This window comes from Otariodibacter oris (assembly GCF_009684715.1).
Lineage (GTDB): Bacteria > Pseudomonadota > Gammaproteobacteria > Enterobacterales > Pasteurellaceae > Otariodibacter > Otariodibacter oris.
The window spans coordinates 338385-356916 of the sequence record NZ_CP016604.1 but is presented as its reverse complement, the minus strand read 5'-3'; the positions used below and the strand labels follow the sequence as shown (position 1 = coordinate 356916).

General features: G+C 36.0%; 20 protein-coding genes, 4 tRNA genes and 1 riboswitch. Of the genes, 22 read left to right on the top strand and 2 right to left on the bottom strand.

The features are described from left to right. Positions 1 to 18 precede the first annotated feature (18 nt). Positions 19 to 112, top strand: a riboswitch (TPP riboswitch). A 50-nt stretch (positions 113 to 162) separates the two neighbouring features. The 16 genes from thiB to leuA all read left to right on the top strand — a co-directional run bounded on the left by thiB (position 163) and on the right by leuA (position 11317). Next, positions 163 to 1149 carry a thiamine ABC transporter substrate binding subunit gene (gene thiB, locus A6A10_RS01695; RefSeq protein ID WP_121124255.1) on the top strand — a complete coding sequence of 329 codons (987 nt, stop codon included), beginning with the start codon at positions 163 to 165 and terminating at the stop codon, positions 1147 to 1149. A gap of 86 nt (positions 1150 to 1235) precedes the next feature. After that, complete coding sequence (locus tag A6A10_RS01690; protein ID WP_121124257.1) at positions 1236 to 2204, top strand: aminodeoxychorismate synthase component I; 969 nt, start codon at positions 1236 to 1238, stop codon at positions 2202 to 2204. Further along, positions 2182 to 2790: an aminotransferase class IV family protein gene (locus A6A10_RS01685; RefSeq protein WP_121124259.1), complete on the top strand. Its 609-nt coding sequence runs from the start codon at positions 2182 to 2184 to the stop codon at positions 2788 to 2790. The genes A6A10_RS01690 and A6A10_RS01685 overlap by 23 nt, the downstream gene beginning before the upstream one ends. 107 nt (positions 2791 to 2897) lie before the next feature. Beyond that, entirely contained in the window at positions 2898 to 3992 is a 1095-nt protein-coding gene (gene recA, locus A6A10_RS01680) for a recombinase RecA (RefSeq protein WP_121124261.1), read from the top strand. A gap of 60 nt (positions 3993 to 4052) precedes the next feature. Continuing rightward, the gene (gene recX / locus A6A10_RS01675) at positions 4053 to 4502 is read left to right on the top strand and encodes a recombination regulator RecX (RefSeq protein ID WP_121124263.1); all 450 of its coding nucleotides are present in this window, start codon (positions 4053 to 4055) and stop codon (positions 4500 to 4502) included. Further along, a complete protein-coding gene (gene yqfB / locus A6A10_RS01670) occupies positions 4495 to 4812 on the top strand; it encodes a N(4)-acetylcytidine aminohydrolase (RefSeq protein ID WP_121124265.1) in 318 nt (105 codons plus the stop codon). Before recX ends, yqfB begins: the two co-directional genes overlap by 8 nt. Next, the gene (locus tag A6A10_RS01665) at positions 4799 to 5332 is read left to right on the top strand and encodes a DNA topoisomerase family protein (RefSeq protein ID WP_121124267.1); all 534 of its coding nucleotides are present in this window, start codon (positions 4799 to 4801) and stop codon (positions 5330 to 5332) included. The genes yqfB and A6A10_RS01665 overlap by 14 nt, the downstream gene beginning before the upstream one ends. Next, entirely contained in the window at positions 5332 to 5886 is a 555-nt protein-coding gene (gene tsaC / locus A6A10_RS01660; protein ID WP_121124269.1) for an L-threonylcarbamoyladenylate synthase type 1 TsaC, read from the top strand. Before A6A10_RS01665 ends, tsaC begins: the two co-directional genes overlap by 1 nt. Positions 5887 to 5888: 2 nt before the next feature. Next, positions 5889 to 6728, top strand: coding sequence for a shikimate dehydrogenase (aroE, locus tag A6A10_RS01655; protein WP_121124271.1), 840 nt, complete (start codon positions 5889 to 5891; stop codon positions 6726 to 6728). 149 nt (positions 6729 to 6877) lie between these two features. Beyond that, positions 6878 to 6954, top strand: a tRNA-Met gene (locus tag A6A10_RS01650). 3 nt (positions 6955 to 6957) lie between these two features. Next, positions 6958 to 7042, top strand: a tRNA-Leu gene (locus tag A6A10_RS01645). Positions 7043 to 7069: 27 nt separating this feature from the next. After that, positions 7070 to 7144: transfer RNA gene (locus A6A10_RS01640), tRNA-Gln, on the top strand. 39 nt (positions 7145 to 7183) lie between these two features. Then, positions 7184 to 7258: transfer RNA gene (locus A6A10_RS01635), tRNA-Gln, on the top strand. Positions 7259 to 7355: 97 nt separating this feature from the next. Further along, positions 7356 to 7619 (top strand): ubiquinone biosynthesis accessory factor UbiK, encoded by a 264-nt coding sequence (gene ubiK, locus A6A10_RS01630; RefSeq protein ID WP_121124273.1) that lies wholly within the window; start codon positions 7356 to 7358, stop codon positions 7617 to 7619. 26 nt (positions 7620 to 7645) lie between these two features. Further along, complete coding sequence (pgi, locus tag A6A10_RS01625; RefSeq protein WP_121124275.1) at positions 7646 to 9286, top strand: glucose-6-phosphate isomerase; 1641 nt, start codon at positions 7646 to 7648, stop codon at positions 9284 to 9286. A 480-nt stretch (positions 9287 to 9766) separates the two neighbouring features. Beyond that, a complete protein-coding gene (gene leuA / locus A6A10_RS01620) occupies positions 9767 to 11317 on the top strand; it encodes a 2-isopropylmalate synthase (RefSeq protein ID WP_121124277.1) in 1551 nt (516 codons plus the stop codon). A 63-nt stretch (positions 11318 to 11380) separates the two neighbouring features. Here the strand turns inward: leuA and A6A10_RS01615 are convergent, their stop codons facing one another. Next, positions 11381 to 11599, bottom strand: coding sequence for a YdcH family protein (locus A6A10_RS01615; RefSeq protein WP_121124279.1), 219 nt, complete (start codon positions 11597 to 11599; stop codon positions 11381 to 11383). Between the two features lie 167 nt (positions 11600 to 11766). Here A6A10_RS01615 and A6A10_RS01610 point away from each other — a divergent pair, with 167 nt between their 5' ends. The 6 genes from A6A10_RS01610 to manA all read left to right on the top strand — a co-directional run bounded on the left by A6A10_RS01610 (position 11767) and on the right by manA (position 17180). Beyond that, positions 11767 to 12516, top strand: coding sequence for a pyruvate formate lyase-activating protein (locus A6A10_RS01610; RefSeq protein WP_121124281.1), 750 nt, complete (start codon positions 11767 to 11769; stop codon positions 12514 to 12516). Positions 12517 to 12784: 268 nt separating this feature from the next. Continuing rightward, positions 12785 to 13765: a PTS mannose transporter subunit IIAB gene (manX, locus tag A6A10_RS01605; RefSeq protein ID WP_121124283.1), complete on the top strand. Its 981-nt coding sequence runs from the start codon at positions 12785 to 12787 to the stop codon at positions 13763 to 13765. 10 nt (positions 13766 to 13775) lie between these two features. Next, positions 13776 to 14576, top strand: a complete 801-nt coding sequence (locus A6A10_RS01600; protein WP_121124285.1) for a PTS mannose/fructose/sorbose transporter subunit IIC — start codon at positions 13776 to 13778, stop codon at positions 14574 to 14576. 13 nt (positions 14577 to 14589) lie between these two features. Continuing rightward, positions 14590 to 15426, top strand: coding sequence for a PTS mannose transporter subunit IID (locus tag A6A10_RS01595; protein WP_121124287.1), 837 nt, complete (start codon positions 14590 to 14592; stop codon positions 15424 to 15426). Positions 15427 to 15504: 78 nt separating this feature from the next. Beyond that, complete coding sequence (locus A6A10_RS01590) at positions 15505 to 15963, top strand: DUF986 family protein (RefSeq protein ID WP_121124290.1); 459 nt, start codon at positions 15505 to 15507, stop codon at positions 15961 to 15963. Next, a complete protein-coding gene (gene manA, locus A6A10_RS01585; protein WP_121124292.1) occupies positions 15960 to 17180 on the top strand; it encodes a mannose-6-phosphate isomerase, class I in 1221 nt (406 codons plus the stop codon). Before A6A10_RS01590 ends, manA begins: the two co-directional genes overlap by 4 nt. 61 nt (positions 17181 to 17241) lie before the next feature. On the opposite strand, the gene tyrS is transcribed toward manA, so the two are convergent. Continuing rightward, the gene (tyrS, locus tag A6A10_RS01580) at positions 17242 to 18435 is read right to left on the bottom strand and encodes a tyrosine--tRNA ligase (RefSeq protein ID WP_121124294.1); all 1194 of its coding nucleotides are present in this window, start codon (positions 18433 to 18435) and stop codon (positions 17242 to 17244) included. Between the last annotated feature and the right edge of the window lie 97 nt (positions 18436 to 18532).

The window sequence follows — 18532 nt, the reverse complement described above, 5'->3', positions numbered from 1 at the left end:
TGTACAATATTCATATCGACGTTCTCATTGGGGTGCTTTGATTCAAGCTGAGAAATACCCATAGAACCTGATCTGATTAATATCAGCGTAGGGATTTGAGACAAGTTGTTTGTCCTTGTTTTAGATCCTTCTATCTTAATTCTATTTAGAAGGCGTTATTCCATGAAACTTAATCATCTCTTTGCACTTTCAAGTATTGCAATCTCTGTATCTGCACTTGCAGCTAATCAACCAACACTTACTGTTTATACTTATGACTCATTTACTTCTGAATGGGGACCTGCACCAAAACTGGAAGCCCTTTTTGAAGAAAACTGTAATTGTGATTTGAAATTTATGCCATTTGAAGATGGTGTCACTATGTTCAATCGTATCCGTTTAGAAGGTCAAAAAACCAAAGCGGATATCATGCTAGGTATCGATAATTTTGTAATGCCAGAAGCTGAAAAATCAGACTTATTTATTCCTCATCAACTTGATACTTCTGGATTAAATTTAGAAACTGCATGGACAAATGAAACCTTTGTTCCTTATGATTTCGGTGAATATGCCTTTGTTTATAATAAGAAAAATGTCACAAATCCACCAAAAAGCCTAAAAGAGTTAGTTGATCGTGAAGATCTCAAAATCATCTATCAAGATCCTCGCACAAGTACCGTAGGTAGAGGCTTACTCTTCTGGGTTAATCAGGTTTATGGCAACGATGCAGAAAAAGCTTGGGAAAAATTGGCTAAACACACAGTAACTGTTGGAAAAGGTTGGTCTGAAACTTACGGAGCATTCCTAAAAGGAGAATCAGATTTAGTACTAAGCTATTCAACCTCTCCGCTCTATCATCAATGGAATGAACAAGATGATAGCTATGCCGCAGCTAATTTTGATGAAGGGCATCTTGTTCAGATTGAAGTTGCAGGAATCACAAAAGCAAGCAAACAACCTGAGCTTGCCCGTCAATTTTTAACTTTCTTACAAACACCTGAAGCACAAAAAATTATTTCAGTGAATAACGTAATGAAACCTGTTGTAGCGAAAGATGCCGATCCTGCATTCAGTACATTGCCACATTATGCTCAATTACCATTTACCCAACCTGATGTGGAAACCGTTAAACAATGGTTAGCAACCTGGCAAAAAGCAATGAGTAAATAAATTCATTCCCCGCATTAAGCGGGGATTTTTATTTATTTCATTAAAATCGCTATAATGTGCCATTAATTCTTATTATTACGATGTCTATGCTGAATTTTATTCAAACGGCGAATCAACTTGGTGCGACAAAAACACCCTTTTTCTTTCTTATCGATTTTGAACAAAATAAACCGCTGATCTACCCGCTTACAACATTAGAACAGCATAAAATTTGGTTTAAATTTCCTGATAAATCAAATGCTATTGAGCAATCTATCGCTAAAAAATTCGAATTGACTTTTACCCCAATGGAACGCTCTTTATATCAAGAAAAATTTCACTTGGTAAAAAAGGAAATTCAGAATGGTAATAGCTATTTGCTCAATTTAACTGTACCAACACCCATTCAAACAAACTACACATTAGCGGAGATATTTCAGGCAAGTCGCGCAAAATACAAACTATTGCTTGATGATCATTTTGTTTGTTTCTCGCCCGAATGTTTTATCAAAATTGAGAACAATAGGATTTATTCCTATCCGATGAAAGGAACGATTAATGTTGAGGAAGAAAATGCCCTAGAAAAACTACTTAATTCTGAAAAAGAATTAGCCGAACACAATACAATTGTGGATCTAATCAGAAATGATTTAGCTCTGGTTGCTCAAAATATCCAAGTCACAAAGTATCGCTATGTAGAACAAGTGAATACACACAAAGGGGCAATTTACCAAACCAGTTCGGAAATTCGAGGCGAACTGCCACTTCACTGGCAAAATAATATTGGAAACCTGCTAGAAAAAATATTACCCGCTGGCTCGATCAGCGGAGCGCCGAAAGTCAAAACCGTTGAAATTATCCAGCAAGCAGAAAAACAGGAACGAGGCTACTACACGGGGATATTTGGTTATTTTGATGGTGATGCTTTAGATAGTGCAGTCGCCATTCGCTACATTGAAAATGATCATAACCAATTTATTTTCCGTAGCGGTGGGGGCATTACCGCGCTAAGCCAATGTGATGATGAATATAATGAAATTCTAGAGAAAATCTATGTCCCATTATCCACTATTTGAAACTTTATCCATCATTGATGGAAAATTCCAAAACCTCTCTTTTCATCAAGAGCGGATGGATAACGCTTTTAATGCTTATTTGAATGAAAAACCAGGCATCAACTTATCGGATATTGTGATTCCCAATGAATATCAGCAAGGGCAATTTCGCTGTCGAATTGATTACAATGCCTATCAATATGAAATGCAAATTTATCCTTACACTCCAAGAAAAATTCAGCAATTTCAATGTGTTTATGTTGAAAATTTTGACTATTCATTCAAATTTACTGATCGTAAGCGGTTAGATTCACTCAAAAATTTGCAAAAAACCAACCAAGAAATATTGATCATTAATAATGATAAAGTCAGCGATTGTACGATTGGTAATTTACTCTTTTTAAAAAATGGTCGCTGGTATAGCCCGACAGATTATTTATTAAAAGGCACTCAACTTGCTTATTTACTTGAGCAATCAGTAGTGGAACTTGTATCTATAAATACAAAAGATTTATTGGAATACGAAGCCGTTATGATGATTAACGCACTAAATCCTTTTGATCCAAAAAGAGCGATCATTATCAATAAGCAATCGATCATTCTTTGATATTTTCGATCTCTCTCGAAAATCCTAAAAAAACACTTGAAACTGTATAAACAAACAGTATAATAAATTCAAAATTTTGCACCACATCAAAATAAAAGGATCAGGCAATGGCAGAAAAAAAATCATCAGCATCAGCAACTAAATATAATGAACCAGATAGCAAAGAAAAGGCACTGGCTGCTGCTCTAGCCCAAATTGAAAAACAATTTGGTAAAGGCTCAATTATGAAATTGGGTGATACGCAACAATTAGATATTGAGTCAGTTTCAACTGGATCTATCGGTTTAGATTTAGCGTTAGGCATTGGTGGTTTACCAATGGGACGAATTGTTGAGATTTTTGGACCAGAATCTTCAGGTAAAACAACACTCACACTATCTGTTATCGCCCAAGCACAGAAAACAGGTAAAACTTGTGCGTTCATCGATGCTGAACATGCGTTAGATCCTGTTTATGCGAAAAAATTAGGCGTAGATACTGATAAATTACTTATTTCTCAACCTGATAATGGTGAACAAGCTCTTGAAATTTGTGATGCATTAGTGCGTTCGGGTGCGGTTGATGTCATCATTGTTGACTCTGTTGCAGCACTGACACCAAAAGCTGAAATTGAAGGCGAAATGGGTGATTCTCACATGGGATTACAAGCCCGTTTAATGTCCCAAGCCTTAAGAAAATTAACTGCAAATATCAAAGCAACCAACTGTTTAGTGGTATTCATTAACCAAATTCGTATGAAAATTGGTGTGATGTTTGGTAATCCTGAAACCACAACTGGTGGTAATGCGCTTAAATTCTATGCATCTGTCCGTTTAGATATTCGTCGTTCTGGTGTTGTAAAAGATGGCGATGAAATCTTAGGTAGTGAAACAAAAGTTAAAGTCGTTAAGAATAAAGTTTCACCACCATTCCGTGTTGCAGAATTCGATATTATGTACGGAGAAGGTATCTCTAAAGTTGGAGAAATTTTAGGTCTTGCAGTTGCTCACAATCTTATTCAAAAATCTGGTGCATGGTTCTCATACAACGGAGAAAAGATTGGACAAGGTAAAAACAATGCGATTAAATGGTTAAAAGATAACCCTGAGCATGCAGATAAAATTGAACAAGATATTAGAAATTTACTCATGTCTAATAATGAAAAGTCAGATCTTGCACCAATTGAAAACAATGATGCTGAAGAAGTATTAGAAGAAATTTAATTCATCTTTAATCAAAAAATAATGCGGTTTTTAGACCGCATTTTTTATATATACTATGTTATGGCAAATAAATATACCGCTATCCAATATATTGTTTATCTTCTATCGAGAAGGGATTATAGTGAGTTAGAATTAAGACAAAAACTGCATCAAAAATCCTACGCTGAAGAAGATATTGAACAAGCGATGGAAAAAGCACAAAGCTATAATTGGCAAAATGATCAACGATTCTGTACTCAATTTATTCGCTCTCGTGCTAATCAAGGTTACGGACCTAATAGATTGAAACAAGAACTTCGTCTAAAAGGCATTTCAAGTTCCCTGATAGCGGAAGGACTAGAAAATGCAGAAATTGATTGGTTTGAGCTTGCAGAAAAGGTATTCAAGAAAAAATGCCCTACAACCTTAGATATAAAAGCCAAACAAAAACTATGGCAATATATGCTCTCTCATGGATTTACCCCCGAACATTTTGGGCATTTAATGGAGCTTTCAATTTACGATGAATAAAATTACATTCTTCAGCCGATTTGAATCAGATATTCTTAATGGTAAAAAAACAATTACGATTCGAGATAAATCTGAATCTTATTTCAAACCAACCCAAATCCTTGATGTTTTTACCAATGAAACTGACCGCTTGTTTGCAAAAATTCAAGTTATTTCGGTGACACCCATTAGCTTTGATCAGTTATCCGAACAACACGCCCAACAAGAAAATATGACGCTAGAACAACTGAAAGGCGTAATTAAAGAAATCTATCCAACTGAAAATCAGTTTTTTGTTATTGAATTTAAGTTAATTAATGAGCCTATTTAAATCGACTAAACAAACTGAATATTGCCCGCAATGTAATCATCCTTTAGTGATAAAACGTAGCAAACAGGGATTATTCTGGGGATGTTCTAATTACCCAGAATGTGATTATTTAAAACCATTGCATCAGGCTACACATATTATAAAGACCCTTGATGATACTTGCCCTGAATGTGGTTCATTATTGCAAGTAAAACAAGGTAGTTTCGGTATGTTTATTGGTTGCAGTCACTATCCTGAGTGTACTTTTACTGTACATGAAGAAAATGATGCTGTTGAAGAGTGGGATTGCCCAGAATGTCGAACACATAAACTGGTTGAGCGAATTGGACGTTCTGGCAAACGTTTTTATGCCTGTACGGGCTATCCTGAGTGTAAATTCACCCTCCCATCAAAACCAATAGAGAAAGCCTGCCCTCAATGTAATTATCCTTTGGTAACCCAAAAAAAGCAAAGAGGGAAAATGGTCTATTTATGTGCTAATAAACTATGTAAACATGTATTTACTGAAGAGGAAAATTAATGTTCTCTTTTAATGAAATTATCTCAAGATTACAAAATGACGAAGTGATTGCCTATCCTACTGAAGCCGTTTTTGGATTGGGCTGTAATCCTAATAGCGAAACTGCTGTGATGAAGCTACTCGCATTAAAAAAACGCCCAATAGAAAAGGGCTTAATCCTCATCGCCCCAACCAAAGAATTATTAATGCCCTATATTGATACAGACAAATTAAGCCAACAAGAATGGGATATTATTGAAACACCAATGGACAAAGCTATCACTTGGGTCGTTCCCGCAAATCCATCTACACCAAATTATCTTACTGGTCAGTTTAATTCTATTGCAATACGCCTATGTACCATTCCTGCTGTCACAAAACTTTGTCAAGAAACGGGATTTGCCTTAACCTCTACAAGTGCAAATCTATCAGGACAAGAACCTTGTCATACAGTTCAAGAAGTCATTGCACAATTCGGTGAACATTTTCCAGTTTTGGATATGCAAACAGGCGGAAAGCAAAATCCTTCTGAAATTCGAGATATTTTTACTCAACAAATTCTAAGAGCAGGCTAGTCATGAATAGGTATGCGGTTTGGGGCAACCCAATTCATCAAAGTAAATCACCTAGAATCCATCAATTATTTGCAGAACAACTCAGAAAGGAAATCAGTTACGAGGCAAAATTAGGTGATGAAACTCTTTTCGAGCAACAAATAAACGATTTTTTTAATACTGGAGCGATAGGGGCGAACATTACTGCGCCATTCAAAGAACGTGCATTTCAGCTGGCAGATGAACACAGTGAAAACTGTAAACAAGCAGGCGCTTGTAATACACTAAAACGCTTATCGGATGGACGCTTATATGCGGATAATACCGATGGAATCGGTTTAGTGACCGATCTCAAAAGATTAAACTGGCTAGACAAAAATCAACGTATTTTAATTTTAGGGGCAGGGGGAGCAACAAAAGGTGTGCTATATCCACTTCTACAGGCTCAACAAAAGATTACGCTTTATAATCGAACAATCGAAAAAGCGGTCAGTTTAGCTCAATATTTTGCAAAATATGGTGAAATTCAAACCGCTTGTTTAGAACAACTATCAAATCAAAAATTTGATCTTATCATTAATGCAACTTCCCTTGGGTTACAAGGTAAATATGTTGAATTACCTCGTGATTTACTGCATCAAGCTAAAATCTATGATATGCAATATGCCCCTCACAAAAATACGCCTTTTATTAATTTTGCCAAACAGCATTCTATTGCAGATTATCGAGATGGACTGGGTATGTTAGTTAGTCAAGCCGCATATGCATTTGAGCTATGGGAAGGATTTTTCCCTAATATTGCGGACACATTGGAGATTCTAGAAAATGAAATGAATAATACTAATTCCACCAATTCGTATTAAATTTTTCATACAAAATTTACTATTTTTTAATAAAATCTGTTGAATCTATATTCAAATAATCCAAAAAACTTTTTTTTTCTAAAAAAGTATTTGACGAAATGAGGCTAAATCAGCATAATACGCCCCGCAAGCCAATATGGTAACGCAAGGGCTACATAGCTCAGCTGGTTAGAGCACAACACTCATAATGTTGGGGTCGCAAGTTCGAATCTCGCTGTAGCCACCATTTGCGGGAATGGCGAAATTGGTAGACGCACCAGATTTAGGTTCTGGCGCCGAGAGGTGTGTGGGTTCAAGTCCCTCTTCCCGCACCATTTAGCTTGCAAAAGTACTAAAACAACTGGAGTATCGCCAAGCGGTAAGGCACTGGGTTTTGATCTCAGCATTCCTAGGTTCGAATCCTAGTACTCCAGCCATCTTATAAAATAAGCTAACTTAGGTTAGTTTTTTTCTTTTGGAGTATCGCCAAGCGGTAAGGCACTGGGTTTTGATCTCAGCATTCCTAGGTTCGAATCCTAGTACTCCAGCCATCCCCTTTATTTCCTTTAAGTTAATTTTAGTATTCTTTGCTTTAGCTTTTGTTTAAAATTCTTTAGAATTAACCTTTATTTTATTTAAGGAAATATTATGTTAAACCCTAAGAATATTGAATCTATTGCACAACAGCTCCACAATGCTCTCCCACAAGGTTTAAAAAACATCGGTAATGATTTAGAAGAAAAATTTAAACAAATCTTACAAGCACAATTATCAAAATTAGATGTCGTAACTCGAGAGGAGTTTGATGTGCAATCACAGGTTCTACTTCGCACAAGAGAAAAGCTCAATGAATTAGAAAAACGTTTAGATAGCCTCATAAAAGAAGAAGCATCAAGCGATTCAGAAAATTAATTTTAAACTTGAAAAAGGATAATATTATGCAAAATATAAACCCAACAAAGACTTCCTCATGGAATGCGCTTACTCAACATAAGAATGATAATTTAAATATTGCTGAATTATTCAAAGCAGATCCAAACCGTTTTGAAAAATACTCCCTCCAATTTGAAGATCAGATTCTAGTCGACTACTCAAAAAATGCGATTAATGAGAAAACACTCACATTACTTCGTCAATTAGCTGAAGAATGTGGTTTAAAATCTGCTGCTCAAGCAATGTTTAGTGGTGAAAAAATTAACCGTACTGAAGATCGTGCAGTATTACACACAGCATTACGTAATCGCTCAAATACACCTGTAAAAGTTGATGGTAAAGATGTTATGCCTGAAGTTAATGCTGTTCTTGCTAAAATGAAAGAGTTTAGTGACCGCGTTATCTCTGGAGAATGGAAAGGCTATACTGGTAAGGCAATTACTGATGTAATCAATATCGGTATCGGTGGTTCTGACTTAGGTCCTTATATGGTAACTGAAGCATTACGTCCATATAAAAACCATCTTACTATGCACTTTGTATCAAATGTAGATGGCACTCATATTGCAGAAACACTAAAAGATTTAAATCCTGAAACTACATTAGTGTTAGTTGCTTCTAAAACATTTACTACTCAAGAAACAATGACCAATGCGCATACTGCTCGTGATTGGTTATTAAATTCAGTAAAAGACGAGTCTGCGGTAGCAAAACACTTTGTAGCTTTATCAACTAATGCAAAAGAAGTTGCTAAATTTGGTATTGATACCGCGAATATGTTTGAATTCTGGGATTGGGTAGGTGGTCGTTACTCACTTTGGTCAGCAATTGGTTTATCAATCGTGCTTTCTATCGGCTTTGAAAACTTTGAGCAACTTCTTGAAGGCGCTCACGCAATGGATAAACATTTCTTGAATACGCCGATTGAGAAAAATATCCCTGCAACATTAGCACTTGTTGGTATTTGGAATAACAATTTCTTAGGTGCTGAATCAGAGGCAATCCTTCCATACGATCAATATATGCACCGTTTTGCAGCCTATTTCCAACAAGGAAATATGGAATCAAATGGTAAATATGTAGGACGTGATGGAGAAGCTGTATCTTATCAAACAGGCCCTATCATTTGGGGTGAACCAGGTACAAATGGACAACACGCTTTCTATCAATTAATCCACCAAGGCACAAAATTAATTCCTTGTGATTTTATTGCACCAGCACAAAGCCATAATCAAGTAGGCGATCATCACTCAAAACTTCTTTCAAACTTCTTCGCTCAAACTGAAGCATTAGCATTTGGTAAATCAAAAGAAGTGGTTGAACAAGAATTTGTACAAGCGGGCAGATCATTAGAAGAAGTTGCAGAAATCATACCATTCAAAGTATTTACGGGTAACAAACCGACTAACTCTATCTTAGTCCAAAAAATTACACCGTTTACACTCGGTGCGTTAATTGCAATGTATGAACACAAAATCTTTGTACAAGGTGTGATCTTCAATATTTACAGTTTTGACCAATGGGGCGTAGAACTCGGTAAACAACTTGCTAATCGTATTCTTCCTGAATTGGAAAATAATGAGAAAATTACAAGCCATGATAGCTCTACAAATGGATTAATTAACCAATTCAAAGCATGGCGTTAATTTTTAATTAAACATACAAGGTGGGATCTTGGTTAAATCCAATCCCACCTATTTTTTACCCTATTCACAACTTAATTGCTCAAAAAATAGTAAAATAGTTTTATTCTTAATAAAAATTTCTCGGTACATTATCTTGTTAACATTCCTATAACAAAAAATAATTATCTAAATATAACACCAATCTTAGAATTTAACTTCAAAAAGAAACATAAATTCACATGCTTTATATACAATTCAAAGAATAAAAATCTATTGACACTATTCTTTTTCACATTAAGATAGAGCCATTCCTACACAATAATGCAAACACAAACACATATGGTTAAAGATTTTTTACTCAGCTTACTCCTACTATCACATACGGTGTGAGGATAAGTTGTAGTTGAAAGAAAATTCAATATCCATACTTAGCCCGCACTCACACTGCGGGCTTTTTTTATTTATAACAAAGATAAAATACAATCAATTTGAGGAGTTTCTATGAGCAAAAATGAGGTCATTATTTTTGATACGACATTGCGAGATGGTGAACAAGCGTTAAAAGCAAGTTTAACAGTAAAAGAAAAATTACAGATTGCTTTTGCTCTAGAACGTTTGGGGGTTGATGTGATGGAAGTGGGGTTTCCTGTTTCTTCATCAGGAGATTTTGAATCTGTTCAAACTATTGCTAAACACATTAAAAATAGCCGAGTTTGTGCTTTATCAAGAGCTGTTGATAAAGATATCGATGTCGCAGCCGAAGCATTAAAAGTAGCAGAAGCATTCCGTATTCATACCTTTATTGCAACGTCTGCATTACATGTTGAGGCTAAATTACGCAAAACCTTTGATGATGTTGTGGAAATGGCAATTCATGCAGTAAAAAGAGCAAGACAATATACGGATGATGTAGAATTTTCTTGTGAAGATGCAGGACGTACTGGAGTCGATAATATTTGCCGTATTGTTGAAGCTGCAATTGCTGCAGGTGCGACAACTGTCAATATTCCAGATACTGTAGGTTACTGCTTACCATCTCAATACGGCAGTATTATTGCAGATGTCGTGAATCGTGTACCCAATATTGATAAAGCCATTATTTCCGTCCATTGTCATAATGACTTAGGCATGGCAACGGCAAACTCCCTGACTGCGATTGAGAATGGTGCTAGACAAATTGAGTGTACCATAAATGGCATTGGGGAACGTGCTGGCAATACCGCTTTAGAAGAAGTCGTAATGGCAATCAAAACCCGCCAAGATCTCTTTAATGGATTAGACACTCGCATTAATACAAAAGAAATTCATCGTGTTAGCCAAATGGTTAGCCAACTTTGTAATATGCCAATTCAACCGAATAAAGCCATTGTAGGTGCCAATGCGTTTGCTCACTCTTCAGGTATTCACCAAGACGGTATGGTAAAAAATAAAAATACCTATGAAATTATGTCGCCTGAAACCATTGGATTGAAAAAAGAAAAACTCAATCTAACCGCTCGTTCTGGTCGTGCAGCAGTTAAAAATCATATGACAGAAATGGGATATGCTGAATCTGATTATGACTTAGATAAATTGTACGATGCGTTTTTGAAACTTGCGGATAAAAAAGGGCAAGTGTTTGATTATGATTTAGAGGCTCTTGCCTTTATTGATATGCAACAAGGTGATGAAGATCGCTTAAAACTAGATATTATCACAACACAATTAATCAGTGGATTACCTGCTTCTGCATTTGTACAAGTTCAACTTGATGACGAAAAATTAAGTAAAGCATCACAAGGTGGAAATGGACCTGTAGATGCAACCTTCAATGCAATCCTTGATATTACTGGTATTGAATTAAAAATATTGAGTTATCAATTAACAGCAAAAGGGGAAGGAGCTGAAGCATTAGGGCAAGTAGATATTGTTGTTGAACATAATGGGCGACGTTTCCATGGTGTTGGCTTAGCAACGGATATTGTAGAATCATCAGCGCTAGCCTTAATCCATGCAATCAATGCAATTTACCGCTCACAAAAAGTTGCTGATTTAAAATTAAAAAATAACTAAAACAAAGGGAGACATAAAGCCAGTCTCCCCTCATATATTTTTACATACAATTCAATAAATTAGTTATTTATTATCATGTGCCTTTAAAAGTGAATAAAGCTCATCTTTAAGATGTAATTTTTCTTTTTTAAGCACTTCAATTTCCGAAGGCGTAGCTAAGTCAATACCCGCTTCCATATTTTTGATTTTTTGATCTAACTCATTGTGTTCATCAAAAAGACGAGAAAAATGTGCATCTTCAGTCTTTAATTTTGTGATTAAATCACGGAATTCTGGGAACATAATAATCCTCCATATAATAAATCATGTCCAAGGATATTAGCACTTTTCTTTTATCTAGTAACCAATAAAGATAAAATTTTTGAACAGGATCACAAAATAATACTGTATATCTCTTATAAAATTTAAAGGTATAATAACACTAATCTTATTTCATTCAGTGACCAATTATGCATTATTCAAAAGTTATCCCTGTAATAACATTACTGTTCTCTACTCTCGTTTCTGCACAATGGAAGAAAATCAATGATGTAGACTACGAATGGGGACCTTTTAAAATTTATAATATTGCATTATTTTCTGAAACGGGTGAATACACGCCAACAACGCGTCCTTTGATGCTGACATTAAAATATATGAAACCCGTTGATGGTAGAGACTTCGCTATTTCATTAGCTCGATCATGGTCTAATTTAGGTATTACTCTACCTGAACAAGATGATGTTGTGGATCGACTAAGAAAGATTATGCCCGATATAAAAGCAGGTGATTCTTTGAGCTATATTGCGCTATCTAATAAAGGATATTTTGTATTCAATGATAGCGTCGTTGATGAGGAATTTAATCAAGACTTTAATAGTGCTGTTGTATCTGTTTGGTTAGATCCTCAAGTAGAAATTGGTAAAAAATTATTACACTCCACTCCAGACAACAATCAAGATTTACTGAATAAAACTAATCACTCTACAGAAGATTATTTTCAAGTCGCTCTTGGAGAAAAAACTTATCCTTTCATTGAAGCACAAAATACTGATGACATAAAATCTCCTGGATCCCAATCTCAATCAGACATTACACCCAAAGAGCCAGTATCAAAGAAAGAAAGGTCTGGAGATGATACAGAAATTGAAATATCCCCCCCCATTGATGATCAACTACAATTTGACCAATCTCGAGGTAATCTAAGTTTCAAGAGCTAATATGAATTGTTATATAAAACTACTCTATAAAATTTATTTAGTTTTAAAATAAAAATATCAAACAATGATTATTTTAAAAATAAAAATATATGTACAAAAAACAGCGTAATAAATGTAGTTTTTAAGTAAATTTATCAAAAATTTGAGATCTATATCACATTTTTTGTTAAATTAGATTGTGACAGTAAGTAGAATAGATAGAATTCTTCCCCTATCCACTCTATTTAACAATAAATTCATTTCATTTTAATTTTACAAGGAAAAACAGATGAGTATTGCAATCATCATTGCTACCCATGGGGTCGCAGCTGAGCAACTTCTCAAAACAACTGAGATGTTAATCGGTGAGCAAGAAAATGTCGCGTTTATTGACTTTGTTCCTGGTGAAAATGCCGAAACTATTATCGGTAAATACCAAGACAAATTAGCGACAGACCTAGCACACTGTGATCAAGTCCTATTTTTAGTCGATACTTGGGGTGGAAGCCCATTCAATGCAGCAAATCGCGTTGCAGAAGGTAAAGACAATATGGATATCGTAACGGGTGTAAATGTTCCAATGTTAGTGGAAACATTTATGGCTCGCGATGATAATCCAAGCCTACAAGAACTCGTTGAAATTGCACTAGAAACAGGTCGTGGCGGGGTTCGTGCATTAAAATTTGTAGAAAAAGAACCTGAAGTAACTGCTTCTCCAGCACCACAAGCTCAAAAATCAGCAGAACCCTCTGTTGTTACAGCAAATGGCGTTGGTCATTTAGAAATTGGTTTAGCTCGTATTGACGATCGTCTAATTCATGGACAAGTTGCAACACGCTGGACTAAAGAAAGTAGAGTAACGCGTATCGTGGTAGTTAATGATGACGTTGCTAAAGACTCTGTTCGTTCAACAATGCTTAAGAGTGTAGCACCTCCTGGTGTAACCGCTCACGTTGTTGATGTAGAAAAAATGATCCGCGTGTATAACAATCCTGAATATGCAGGCGAACGTATGATGTTACTTTTCACCAATCCAACAGATGTTAAGCGTCTAGTTGAAGCAGGTGTTGATTTTAAATCAATCAATATCGGTGGAATGGCATATAAAGAAGGTAAACAAATGATCACTAGTGCTGTTGCAGTAGATGATAAAGATATCGAAGCATTCAAATTCTTAAACGATAAGAATATTGAACTTGATGTTCGTAAAGTATCAAATGATAGCCGTCAATATATGATGGATTTATTAAAGAAAAATGATCTAATCTAAGGAAATCAAGATGGAAATTTCTACTCTACAAATTATTCTCGTCTTTATCGTGGCTTGTATCTCAGGTATGGGCTCAATTCTTGACGAATGGCAAACTCACCGTCCACTCATTGCTTGTACCCTTGTTGGTATTGTTTTAGGTGATATGAAAACAGGTATTATTGTAGGTGGTTCATTAGAATTACTTGCATTAGGTTGGATGAATATCGGTGCAGCATTAGCACCAGATGCAGCATTAGCATCAGTAGTTTCAACTATCCTTGTTATCGTTGGTGGTCAAGATATCCCAACTGCGATTGCATTAGCAATTCCACTTGCAGCAGCAGGTCAAGTATTAACTTATGTAGTTCGTGCAATTACCGTTGGTTTCCAACATGCTGCGGATAAAGCCGTAGAAACAGGTGATTTAAATAAATTAGATTGGATTCACCGTTCAGCTTTATTCTTACAAGCAATGCGTATCGCAATTCCAGCACTTATCGTTGCAATGACAGCGGGTACAGACACCGTTCAACACTTATTAAATGCCATCCCAGAAGTAGTAACAATGGGTCTTAAAATTGCAGGTGGTTTCATTGCAGTTGTAGGTTATGCAATGGTTATCAACATGATGCGTGCAGGTCACTTAATGCCATTCTTCTACACAGGTTTTGTGGTAGCTGCATTCTCAGATTTCAACTTAGTTGCATTAGGTGTACTTGGTACAGTAATGGCGATTATTTATATTCAACTTCACCCTAAATACAACCAAAGTAAACAAGTGGTGCAAGTTCAATCAGCAACTAATGATCTTGATAACAGATTAGACTAAGAAGGGTAATACAATGACAACTGAAATCAAAAAAGTAACAAAAAGTGATTTAAATGCGGTTGTACGCCGTTCAAATCTCTTCCAAGGTTCATGGAACTTTGAGCGTATGCAGGCTTTAGGCTTCTGCTATTCAATGGTACCTGTAATTAAACGTTTATACCCAGATCCAAATTCGCAAGAGCGTAAAGATGCAATTAAACGTCACTTAGAATTCTTTAATACTCAACCATTCGTAGCTGCTCCAGTATTAGGTGTAACTATCGCGATGGAAGAAGAGCGTGCAAACGGTAAACCAATCGATGATGCTGCAATCAATGGTATCAAAGTAGGTCTTATGGGACCTCTTGCTGGTGTGGGTGACCCAATCTACTGGGGTACAGCTCGTCCAGTATTCGCTGCACTAGGTGCTGGCGTTGCATTAACAGGTAGTATTCTAGGTCCATTACTCTTCTTCGTTTTATTCAACCTTGTGCGTCTAGCAACACGTTACTTTGGTGTAACTTATGGTTACAAAAAAGGGTTAAACGTGGTTCAAGATATGAGTGGTGGCTTGCTTCAAAAACTAACGGAGGGAGCATCAATCCTCGGCTTGTTTATCATGGGCGCCTTAGTCCAAAAATGGACAAGTATCAATGTGCCGCTCGTTGTTTCGACTATTGAAAAACAAGATGGTACAGTTGAAGTGACAACTGTTCAATCTATCTTAGATAGCTTAATGCCTGGATTACTACCATTACTACTTACATTCGCTTGTATGTGGTTATTACGTAATCGTGTCAATGCCCTATGGATTATCATTGGCTTCTTTGTGATTGGTATCTTCGGTGCTTGGACTGGTATCTTAGGTTAATTTGCAAATTATTGCGAAAATCAGACCGCTTGTTAAAATACAAGCGGTCTTTTCTTTTATACAAAATGTAAATATAAAATGACAAATATTATTCTTTTTTTAGCCATTATACTCTTCATTGTTTATGCGATTTACGACCAAGTCTTAATGGATAAACAAAAAGGTAAAACATTACTGTCTATTCGACTTAAACGTCAGTCTAAAATGGATGCGATTATTTTAGTTGCCCTGATTGCACTGACTATTTCACAAGGCATTCAAACACATATCGAACCGCTTACTATTTACTTATTAGCGACCTGTATTGTGTTAGCAATTTACTCAACATTCATTCGCTACCCTCGTCTATTGCTCAAAGAAAAAGGCTTTTTCTTTGCTAACATTTACATCGACTATAAAAAAATTAAACAATTAAATTTAGCTGAAAAACAGATTTTAGTCGTGGACTTAACCAATGAACGACGTTTATTAGTTAAAATTGAGCATAAAGCAGATATAGAAAAAGTGGTTAATTTTTTCGGAGGCTATAAATCATGATTTTTAAACTTATTGGAAAGCATCAACATTACAATTGGGGAGGGGATAATTTTATCCCTCATTGGTTAAATCTTCCTGAACAAGACAGAAAAAATGAGCCTTATGCAGAATATTGGCTTGGCGCCCATCGATCTGCCCCTTCTCTCGTAGAATTTGAAGAGAAATGGATTCCATTGGATAAATTGCTTGATACCACACCAGAATTACTTGGCGAAGAAAGCCGTGAAAAATTTGGTGATGAACTCCCCTATTTATTGAAAATTTTAGACGTAAAGTTACCGCTTTCAATTCAATTACACCCAACTAAACAACAGGCAGAAAAAGGCTTTGATGCAGAAGAAAAATTAGGTATTGCGAATAATGCACCGAATCGAACTTATAAAGACAGAAATCATAAACCCGAAATGATGATCGCTTTATCTGATTTTTGGTTGCTTCATGGTTTCAAATCGCTAACGGAAATTCACGCAAGTTTAGAGCAACATCCGTCTTTACACCAATTATCAGAACAAATAACACAACAAGGTTTACCCGAAGTTTATTCCGCCATTATGCAAGCGGATCAAGCTCAATTAAGTGAATGGCTATTGCCAATCATTGAGCAATATCAGGCAGATTATCAGCAAAACAAACTCACTCTAGAACAAGCAGAATATTGGTTACTTTATACGATAGAAGCGATGGATATTGCCTTAGATAAATTAGATGCTGGATTATTGTGTTTCTTTTTATTTAATATTGTCCATCTCAAAAAAGGGGAAGGAATCTATCAAGGTGCGGGCTTACCTCACGCCTATTTACGTGGGCAAAATATTGAACTGATGGCGGCATCCGATAATGTAATTCGTGGAGGCTTAACACCCAAATTCGTTGATATTCCTGCTTTGTTGAATACCATTGATTACACGGAAATTACCCCAAACATCATTCCTGCCTATCAAGCATCTAGCGATCCCGATGATAATCTGTTTCTCTATTCCACCCCACAGGCAACCGATTTTGCATTGCAAAGACTAATCTTTAGCCAATCACAAGAAACACCCTTTATCAGCTCAAGTGCAAGTGTTTTACTGGTCATGGAAGGTGAAGTATCACTAAATAATGAAGGGAATGAATTAAATCTCAAACAAGGGGAGGCTGCATTTATCAGTGCAGAGACATCTGTAACAGCAACTGCTGAACAATCAGGCTATGCGGTTGTAGCAACCTTGCCTTAATCTCAAAAAAAAATGCTGTGATGAATCATCACAGCATTTTCATCTTCAAATCTATTAATGATTATTTGATAGTCACTTTAGCAAATTTACGTTTACCTACTTGGTAAATTGCTGTTGTACCGGACTTAATCTCCAATTTAGCATCTTCAACTTTTTCACCATCAATCTTAACGCCACCTTGCTTAACTGAGCGGATCGCTTCAGACGTTGATGAGACTAAACCAACTTCTTTCAATAAATTTGCTAAACCGATTTCGCCCACTAATGTAAACTCATCGATATTATCTGGCATCGCACCTTTTTGGAAACGATTGATAAATTCTTGCTCTGCTGCATCCGCATCCGCTTCTGAATGGAAACGTGCGATAATTTCTTTAGCAAGGAGAATTTTGATATCTCTTGGGTTCTTACCATTTTCCACATCGGCTTTAAATTGTGCAATTTCAGTTGTAGGGCGGAATGAAAGTAAATCATACCAATCCCACATTAACTCATCAGAAATAGACATCACTTTACCGAACATTTCGCTAGGCGATTCTGTTACACCAATATAGTTGCCTAATGATTTAGACATTTTTTTCTCACCATCAAGACCAACCAACAATGGAAGAGTCATAGCAACTTGTGGTTTTTGCCCTGCTGATTTTTGTAATTCACGCCCAATCAATAAGTTAAAGGTTTGGTCAGTACCACCTAATTCTACATCCGCTTCTAACGCTACAGAATCATAACCTTGAAGGAGTGGATACATAAATTCATGAATGGCGATAGGTTGATTATTACCGAAACGTTTTTTGAAATCATCACGCTCTAACATACGTGCAACAGTATAGTTAGATGCTAAACGAATCATACCTTCTGCACCCAATTTACCTAGCCATTCTGAATTGAATACCACACGTGTTTTTTGTGGATCTAAGATCTTAAAAATTTGTTGTTTATAGGTTTCTGCGTTACGCAATACATCTTCACGAGTAAGCGGTGGACGAGTGCTATTTTTACCTGAAGGATCACCAACCATTCCAGTAAAATCACCAATAAGGAAAATAACTTCATGCCCAAGTTGTTGGAATTGGCGTAATTTATTAAATACAACAGTATGACCTAAATGAATATCTGGTGCAGTCGGATCCGCCCCAAGTTTAATTTTAAGTGGACGATTTTCTTTTAATTTTTCAACTAAATCTGCTTCTGAGTAAACATCTTCTACACCGCGCTTTAATTCTGTAATAATGGCTTCAATAGATTGGGTCATGCTTATTCCTTCTCTTCTATTAATAATAAATATTATTTTATTATAACGAGATCCATTGAAAATCATAGGGAAAAGACGAAAAAAAACGCCTTATCTT

Bases quoted from the DNA above. Each gene is read 5' to 3' on its own strand.
- A6A10_RS01610 (WP_121124281.1), top strand. From the start codon at position 11,767: ATGCATTATTCAAAAGTTATCCCTGTAATAACATTACTGTTCTCTACT.
- recX (WP_121124263.1), top strand. From the start codon at position 4,053: ATGGCAAATAAATATACCGCTATCCAATATATTGTTTATCTTCTATCG.
- tyrS (WP_121124294.1), bottom strand. From the start codon at position 18,435: ATGACCCAATCTATTGAAGCCATTATTACAGAATTAAAGCGCGGTGTA.
- A6A10_RS01685 (WP_121124259.1), top strand. From the start codon at position 2,182: ATGTCCCATTATCCACTATTTGAAACTTTATCCATCATTGATGGAAAA.
- leuA (WP_121124277.1), top strand. From the start codon at position 9,767: ATGAGCAAAAATGAGGTCATTATTTTTGATACGACATTGCGAGATGGT.
- thiB (WP_121124255.1), top strand. From the start codon at position 163: ATGAAACTTAATCATCTCTTTGCACTTTCAAGTATTGCAATCTCTGTA.
- manA (WP_121124292.1), top strand. From the start codon at position 15,960: ATGATTTTTAAACTTATTGGAAAGCATCAACATTACAATTGGGGAGGG.
- recA (WP_121124261.1), top strand. From the start codon at position 2,898: ATGGCAGAAAAAAAATCATCAGCATCAGCAACTAAATATAATGAACCA.
- A6A10_RS01590 (WP_121124290.1), top strand. From the start codon at position 15,505: ATGACAAATATTATTCTTTTTTTAGCCATTATACTCTTCATTGTTTAT.
- pgi (WP_121124275.1), top strand. From the start codon at position 7,646: ATGCAAAATATAAACCCAACAAAGACTTCCTCATGGAATGCGCTTACT.
- A6A10_RS01665 (WP_121124267.1), top strand. From the start codon at position 4,799: ATGAGCCTATTTAAATCGACTAAACAAACTGAATATTGCCCGCAATGT.
- tsaC (WP_121124269.1), top strand. From the start codon at position 5,332: ATGTTCTCTTTTAATGAAATTATCTCAAGATTACAAAATGACGAAGTG.
- A6A10_RS01615 (WP_121124279.1), bottom strand. From the start codon at position 11,599: ATGTTCCCAGAATTCCGTGATTTAATCACAAAATTAAAGACTGAAGAT.
- aroE (WP_121124271.1), top strand. From the start codon at position 5,889: ATGAATAGGTATGCGGTTTGGGGCAACCCAATTCATCAAAGTAAATCA.
- manX (WP_121124283.1), top strand. From the start codon at position 12,785: ATGAGTATTGCAATCATCATTGCTACCCATGGGGTCGCAGCTGAGCAA.
- yqfB (WP_121124265.1), top strand. From the start codon at position 4,495: ATGAATAAAATTACATTCTTCAGCCGATTTGAATCAGATATTCTTAAT.
- A6A10_RS01595 (WP_121124287.1), top strand. From the start codon at position 14,590: ATGACAACTGAAATCAAAAAAGTAACAAAAAGTGATTTAAATGCGGTT.
- A6A10_RS01690 (WP_121124257.1), top strand. From the start codon at position 1,236: ATGCTGAATTTTATTCAAACGGCGAATCAACTTGGTGCGACAAAAACA.
- A6A10_RS01600 (WP_121124285.1), top strand. From the start codon at position 13,776: ATGGAAATTTCTACTCTACAAATTATTCTCGTCTTTATCGTGGCTTGT.
- ubiK (WP_121124273.1), top strand. From the start codon at position 7,356: ATGTTAAACCCTAAGAATATTGAATCTATTGCACAACAGCTCCACAAT.